Source organism: Paenibacillus sp. 3LSP, from assembly GCF_032465655.1.
Classification (GTDB): domain Bacteria; phylum Bacillota; class Bacilli; order Paenibacillales; family Paenibacillaceae; genus Fontibacillus; species Fontibacillus barengoltzii.
The window spans coordinates 35124-42045 of sequence record NZ_JAWDJI010000137.1; the positions used below are offsets into that span (position 1 = coordinate 35124).

Consider the following 6922-nt stretch of genomic DNA (forward strand, 5'->3'; position numbering starts at 1 on the left):
GCAATAGGCCGCATTGAGGTACAATAGACACGAAAAGTTTAAAATTAAACCATCAAGGATTGGATTAAGTCCTTACCTAATAGAAAGGAGTCGTGATGATCTATGAAGATCGTCTTTATCGAACCGACCCCCAGCCCAAATACGATGAAACTCCATTTGGATGAAAGCCTGGAGCCGGGGATTCGGAAAACATATACACGGGACAACGAACGCTCCGCCCCTGCTTGGATTCGCGGATTGCTGCAGATCCCTGGGGTCAAAAGCGTATTCCACACCGCTGATTTTGTCGCTTTGGATCGGAAAGGCAGCGCTGATTGGGCAGCGATCTTGTCCGAAGTGCAGAAGCAGTTCGGACAGGAAGGCGTCGAATCAGCCTGGAATCCGGAGAGCGGGGAAGCCTCGGGATTTGGGGAAGCCCAGGTATTCGTGCAGTTCTTCCGGGGCATCCCGATGCAAATTCGGGTGAAGGCGGGGAACCAAGAGGAACGGATCTCGTTGTCCGAGCGGTTCGTGAACGCCGTCACTGAGGTGGCCAGCGCCACGCTGATCAAGGAGCGCAAGCTCGTGGACTACGGCGTGCGCTACGGCGAGCTGCCGGACATCGCCCGCGAGATCGAGCAGGAGCTGGAGGCGGCCTTTCCGCCGGAGCGGCTGAAAGGCATCGTCGAGCAAGCCATCGCCCACGGCCGCAGCGAGAAGGAGTTCGTCGAGCAGCGGCGCGCGCTGAGCCTGGACGAAATCCGCGAGCGGATGAAGGACCCGGATTGGCGCGTGCGCTACGCCGCACTGGAGTCGCTGCAGCAGCCAACCGAAGAGGCGTTGCCGTTGCTGGCGGAGGCGCTGCGCGATCCGCAAATGCAGCTCCGCCGGCTCGCCGTCGTGTATCTCGGCGATCTGCGGACGCCGGAGGCGATGGAGCTGCTGTATGAGGCGCTGCGCGACTCTTCCGCCGCCGTGCGGCGCACCGCCGGCGACACGCTGTCCGACATCGGCGATCCGGCAGCCACAAGGCCGATGATCGCCGCGCTGTCGGACAGCAGCAAGCTGGTCCGCTGGCGCGCGGCCCGCTTCCTATACGAGGTCGGCACGGATGATGCCTTGGAGGCGCTGCGCGCAGCGGTGGACGACCCTGAGTTCGAGGTCGGTCTGCAAGCGCGCATGGCCGTCGAGCGGATCGAGTCCGGCGAGCAAGCCGCCGGAACCGTCTGGCAGCAGATGGCGGGCCGCGACCGCGGGGGCAGCAAGTAAAGATAACAAAACGAGCAAGGATCACCCGACAGGAGATGTCTGTGATCCTTGCTCGTTATTTTTTTATCCAAACTTATTCCCAATGAATCTCCACCCGCAAATCATCCGTTCCGTCCAAAGGCTGCATCAGGTAGCGGATATTGCGGATGCCCAAGTTGTACAGCCTGGTCAAGTCCTCCAGCAGCTGCTCATCCGAACCGGCGTAACGCACGGTCACTGTCGCTTTCCCTTCCTTCATCCCGGCCTTCACTCGCTCCGCGATTCCTTTGGCATTGGACACGGCTGCATCGGCATCATATAAGTCATACCCCAGCGCGGTCTTCAGGGCGAGATAAGTGTGCTTTTTCTCCCCGCCAGCCTCAATTAACGCCTGCAAGGTTTGAATATAAGGAACGGATGCCCGAGGATAATCGGCCGCCTTCCAGACATGATCCTGCCTCATCTGCTCATCGGTTCGCAAGTAATACGTATAATTCACACGCTTAGGCACATCAGGAACCGGGTCGTCCCAGGTCGTGTCCAAATGGTACCAGCGGTTGTCGAGACGCACGAGGTTCCATGCATGCAGCTGGCCCCCCGCTGTCCCTTCGACTAGTCGGTTCTCAATCCCGGCTTCCTTCAGCAACTCGTAAGTCAACAAGGCGTAGCCCTGACATACCGCTTCCCCGGTTTTGAGCCCTTCATAAGCGGTATATTTCTGCAGATCGGTATCGTACTTCAAGTTCAACACGACATAATCATGAATCGCTTTGATTTTCTGATGGTTGTTCATTCCCGGTTGGATCAGCTGCTTCAGGATGCTCTTCACCCTTTGGCGGACGTAAGCCGTTTGCTCAGCGGTTTCACGGTAATGCACCTGCAGGGTGATTTTGGCCGAGCTCGTCGTGCCGCGCCAGGAGTAGACGTAACGATCCACGATATATTTCGTGTACGGATCAGCTTCCAGCGCATCGTTCACCGCTTGCTTCAGCTGTTTCTCCAAATTATTGGTCGACCCCTTATATTTCAAGGTAATCGTTGGGTTCCGCGCCTCCATCCCTTGCGCCAGCTTCGCCTGCAATTGCTTGGTCGTGGTGACCGTCGCCGGCTCCGCTGCCGCTTGCACCGGGACCGTAATCCATGCGAGGGGTTCAGCACTCAGCAATAAACCGCCGATCACCCCGGTTATGAGCCAACCTCTTGAAAGTCTCCTGATTTTCTTTCCCATCTGGCTTCCCTCACCTTCCGGTCAAGCTGCCTCAACAATTGCTGCCAATCTTGCGATCAAGCCCATTGTAACACAGCCATTCCTGCAAAAGCTTACTAGTTTTGTCGAGGCAAAACCGGATTTGGACAACTTCCTTAAGTCGATTTCTTCGAGATTTCCACGAAAATCTGTTTCCTAAAATTCACAATCAGCTTCTACAAATGAAAGCTGGGCTTATGTATAATAAAAACATAAAAAATGTGATAAATGTCATTGCATAATTTTTCAGACTTTCATAGGAACGGAGAATCGATTGGATGACTATCGTCAATATTTCGGATATTTCGGTGGAATTATTTTTGGCCGTCATGTTTTTTCTGTTGATTGTGGCGCCTATGGTGAGCCTCGGTGTACTTCGACTGTTCCAGGGCCGCAAGCGGGCGGGCCTTGCCTTAATCGGCGGCGGAGTGTTGGGATACTTCGTATTCCAACTGATTGCTGGACTATTTATCTAATCTAGGAAGCGCAATCATTTTATAACTCTGCAAAAGAAAACGGCGATACAGGCCCTTCCTGTATCGCCGTTTGGCTATTGCTTATTTTACAGCAGCTGCCGCTTGCTCATGCTCCATGCTTTCGATAAATTTCTCGCAATCGATCGCTGCCATGCAGCCGCTTCCGGCCGCCGTGATCGCTTGACGGTAGCGGTTGTCCTGGACGTCGCCGCAGGCGAAGACGCCCGGAACGTTGGTCTCGGAAGTGCCTGGCTTCACCACGATGTACCCGTTCGCATCCAGCTCGATTTGGCCGCCCAAGAACGAAGTGTTCGGTTGGTGACCAATCGCCACGAATACGCCGCTGGCAGGAATGATTTCTTCCTCGCCCGTTGCATTGTTGCGCACTTTCAAGCCGGTAACCCCTTGTTCCCCAGCGATAACTTCAAGCGGTGTGCGGTTGAGCGCCAGCTCGATTTTCTCGTTGCTGCGGACGCGATCCTGCATAATCTTCGAGGCGCGAAGCTCATCGCGGCGGTGCACCACCGTCACTTTCGTAGCAAAGCGGGTCAGGAAGCTGGCTTCCTCCATGGCGGAGTCGCCGCCGCCAACGACGATAATCTCCTTGTTGCGGAAGAAGAAACCGTCACAGGTTGCGCACGTGCTTACGCCGCGTCCAACGTTCAACTCTTCGCCCGGAATGCCCAGGTATTTGGCCGTAGCCCCGGTCGACAAGATCAACGTCTCAGTCACGAGTTCACCAAGTCCTTCGACCTGCAATTTAAACGGACGTTGGCTCAAATCTACACTATTCACCCAGCCCATGCGGAATTCAGCGCCAAAACGTTCGGCTTGCTTGCGCATATTATCCATCAATTCCGGGCCCATGATCCCATCCGGGAACCCCGGGAAATTTTCGACTTCCGTTGTAGTTGTTAATTGACCGCCGGGCTGCGGGCCTTCAATCACCAGTGGATTCATGTTCGCGCGAGCAAGATATATTGCAGCGGTTAATCCGGCCGGTCCGGTTCCGATAATAATTGATTTGTACATATCCTCAAATCCTTTCAAATGGATTCATCTCAAATAATAGATATAAGATTGGCTTGATTCTAATTATGTGAAGGTTGCAGGGATCTGTCAATCTTTGTAATGGTTAGGTATGGTGAAGGTTAAATGAAGGAATGGTGAAGATCGTTACCGAAGCAGTCGCAGCCCGTTCAAGATGACCAACAGCGTACTGCCTTCATGACCCACAACACCAAACGGCAAAGGGATATCCGCTGCGAAGTTGCTAACGATCAGCATCAGAATCACCGCACCGGCAAACGCCAGATTCTGCTTCACGATCCGCCGAGCGCGCCGGGCAAGCGAGATCGTCTCCGCAATCCGCTCGATGCTGTCGTTCATCAGCACGACATCGGCCACGTCCAGTGCGGCCCCGCTGCCGCCGCCGCCCATAGCGATGCCCACGCTTGCGGCTGCGAGCGCCGGCGCATCGTTAACGCCGTCGCCAACCATCGCGACGCTGCCGTAGCGCTTCCGCAGCGCCTTGACATGCGCGACCTTCTCCTGCGGGAGCAAATCGGCGTACACGAGGTCCACGCCGATCTCCTTGGCCAGCGCATGGGCGGTTACGCTGCGGTCGCCGGTTAACATCGCGACGGCGATCCCCAGCTCGTGCAGCCGGGCGATGGCCGCCTTGGCCTGCGGGCGCACCTCGTCGCGGAGCGCGATGAGGCCGATGTACTCCCCGTCCCGTTGAATGACGGAGACGGTGTGCCCCTCGGCGATCCACTCGCGAAGCTGCTCAGCCAGCGGTCCTGGCAGCAGCGAGTCGCCAGCGTCCGCCTTGCCGATGCGCCACATCGCGCCGCTGACCTTCGCTTCGATGCCCCAGCCCGGAAGCGCCCGCAGTGCCTCGGCCCCGTCGATCGGCAGCCCTTCGGCTTGCGCTTTGCGTACGATCGCTTGAGCCAGCGGATGCTCCGACAGGCTCTCTGCCGCAGCGCTGGCAGCCAGCACCTCCCGCGGGTCAACGCCTTCGACGGTGTACAGCCCGGTGACCACCGGCGAGCCTTCCGTCAGCGTCCCGGTTTTATCCAACGCGACGGCCCGAACGCTGCCCAGGTGGTCCATATGAGCTGCGCCTTTGAACAGCACGCCTTTGCGGGCGCTCTTCGACATCGCCGAGAGCATCGCCGGCATCACCGACGACACAATCGCGCACGGGGAAGCCACGACAAGAAACACCATCGCCTTGTAAAAAGCAAACGACCAGCTCCATCCAAGCAACCACGGGGTGAGCAGGATTAGGCCCAGCGTTGCCGCAACAATGGTCTTGGCGTAAATGCCCTCCAGCCGCTGAATAAACCGCTGCGTTCCCGGCACCTCCTGCTGAGCTTGCTCCACGAGGGTGATAATTTTAGCAAACAAGGTGCCTTCCGCCGGGCTGGACACCTCTACATAAATCGCCCCTTCTCCATTGATCGTTCCGGCATACACTCCGTCTCCCGGCTGCTTATCCACTGGGATCGATTCTCCGGTGATGGCGGATTGATTCACCGCAGAGCTTCCGGTGCGAATGACCCCGTCTGCCGGGATCACCTCCCCGGGCTTCACCAGCAGCAGGTCGCCCACGGCCAGCGCCTCCACCGGCACCAGCTCCATCCCATCTTCGCCAACGCGAAGCGCCGTTTCCGGCTTCATCGCAATCAGCGCCGAGATGTCCTTCTGGCTCTGTTCACTGGCGAACGACTCCAGAGCGCCGCTTAACGCAAAGATGAAGATGAGCATCGCCCCTTCATTCCAATAGCCAATCGAGGCAGCACCCAACGCCGCCGCGATCATCAGCAAATTGACATCCAAATCCCGCTCTTGGATTAAAGTGATTAAGCCTTCCCGGGCCTTCACATAACCCCCCACCGCATACGCCGCAATATAGAGCGCGACGGAGATCCAAGGCATCATCCCCTGCATCCCCCAGAGCCATGCGGCAAGCATCAATCCGCCGCTGCCTAGCGCGAGCAGCAGCTCCCGGTGACTGAAGAGCCGCTTCCAATTCAACCGCCGCTTCCCGCCCGGGTTAGGCTGACGAGCCGTTTGATTCACTTCCGGCAAGGTTCTTCGATGAGCGACTTCCATGATAAACTCCTCCTTGTACAGGCGGTCAAGATGAGAATGAATATTATTGTTAACCCCCTAAAAATGGCGCAAGCTGCCCCGGGATCTTCCCGGAGCAGCTCACAAATGAGAACGATAATCATTGTTGAATCAGGACAATAATTTTGGTTTAGAGAAACTTTTATCTTAATTGTATGCCGATATTTCCATTTTGTAAACACCTGTTGACCTCGATTTTAGATTCACAGCGCAGCCCTTGTCCACACACGAAAAAAAGCCGCTGACCGGACGAATCAACTCCGGTTCAGCGGCTTCTATATTCATCGTATTAGGCCTGACTCGCAGCAATCGCCTGCTCCAAATCATACAGGATGTCGTCGATTGATTCCGTCCCTACGGACAAGCGGATTAGCCCCGGCGTAACGCCCGCGGCCAGTTGCTCCGCTTCCGTCAACTGCTGGTGCGTTGTGCTGGCCGGATGAATGATCAGCGACTTCGAATCGCCGACATTGGCCAGATGCGAGAACAGCTTCACGCTATTGATCAGCTTGCGACCGGCTTCCACGCCGCCGCGGATTTCAAACGTGAGAATCGCGCCTTGTCCTTTCGGCAAGTATTTTTGCGCTAGTTCATAGGATGGGTGGCTTGGCAGTCCTGCATAGCTGACCCATTCGACCAGCTCATGCGATTCCAGATATTGCGCCACCTTCAGGGCGTTCTGGCTGTGACGTTCCACGCGCAGATGCAATGTTTCCAGCCCTTGCAGCAGCAACCACGCATTAAACGGCGACAACGAAGCACCAAGATCGCGCTGCAATTGAACGCGGGCCTTAATAATGTAAGCAAGCGGACCAACAGCTTGCGTATATAC

The 6922-nt window shown here is 56.4% G+C and carries 6 protein-coding genes; 2 read left to right on the forward strand and 4 right to left on the reverse strand.

Annotation, left to right across the window (positions count from 1 at the left end; genetic code table 11):
• Positions 1–102: 102 nt before the first annotated feature.
• Positions 103–1248, forward strand: coding sequence for a virulence factor (locus RW092_RS11175; protein ID WP_316010223.1), 1146 nt, complete (start codon positions 103–105; stop codon positions 1246–1248).
• Positions 1249–1321: 73 nt separating this feature from the next.
• Here RW092_RS11175 and RW092_RS11180 read toward each other — a convergent pair whose 3' ends face one another.
• A complete protein-coding gene (locus RW092_RS11180) occupies positions 1322–2407 on the reverse strand; it encodes a transglutaminase domain-containing protein (protein WP_316010224.1) in 1086 nt (361 codons plus the stop codon).
• A gap of 344 nt (positions 2408–2751) precedes the next feature.
• Here RW092_RS11180 and RW092_RS11185 point away from each other — a divergent pair, with 344 nt between their 5' ends.
• Positions 2752–2949: a hypothetical protein gene (locus RW092_RS11185; RefSeq protein ID WP_016310820.1), complete on the forward strand. Its 198-nt coding sequence runs from the start codon at positions 2752–2754 to the stop codon at positions 2947–2949.
• Between the two features lie 81 nt (positions 2950–3030).
• Here RW092_RS11185 and trxB read toward each other — a convergent pair whose 3' ends face one another.
• From trxB to RW092_RS11200, 3 genes are all read right to left on the reverse strand, one after another.
• The gene (gene trxB / locus RW092_RS11190; RefSeq protein WP_028538986.1) at positions 3031–3981 is read right to left on the reverse strand and encodes a thioredoxin-disulfide reductase; all 951 of its coding nucleotides are present in this window, start codon (positions 3979–3981) and stop codon (positions 3031–3033) included.
• Between the two features lie 144 nt (positions 3982–4125).
• Entirely contained in the window at positions 4126–6072 is a 1947-nt protein-coding gene (locus tag RW092_RS11195; RefSeq protein ID WP_316010225.1) for a heavy metal translocating P-type ATPase, read from the reverse strand.
• Positions 6073–6379: 307 nt separating this feature from the next.
• A partial coding sequence (locus RW092_RS11200; protein WP_316010226.1) for a PLP-dependent transferase occupies positions 6380–6922 on the reverse strand: 543 nt, incomplete at its 5' end.

Coding starts and splice junctions, on each gene's coding strand:
- RW092_RS11175 (WP_316010223.1), top strand. CDS start 103: ATGAAGATCGTCTTTATCGAACCGACCCCCAGCCCAAATACGATGAAA.
- RW092_RS11185 (WP_016310820.1), top strand. CDS start 2,752: ATGACTATCGTCAATATTTCGGATATTTCGGTGGAATTATTTTTGGCC.
- trxB (WP_028538986.1), bottom strand. CDS start 3,981: ATGTACAAATCAATTATTATCGGAACCGGACCGGCCGGATTAACCGCT.
- RW092_RS11195 (WP_316010225.1), bottom strand. CDS start 6,072: ATGGAAGTCGCTCATCGAAGAACCTTGCCGGAAGTGAATCAAACGGCT.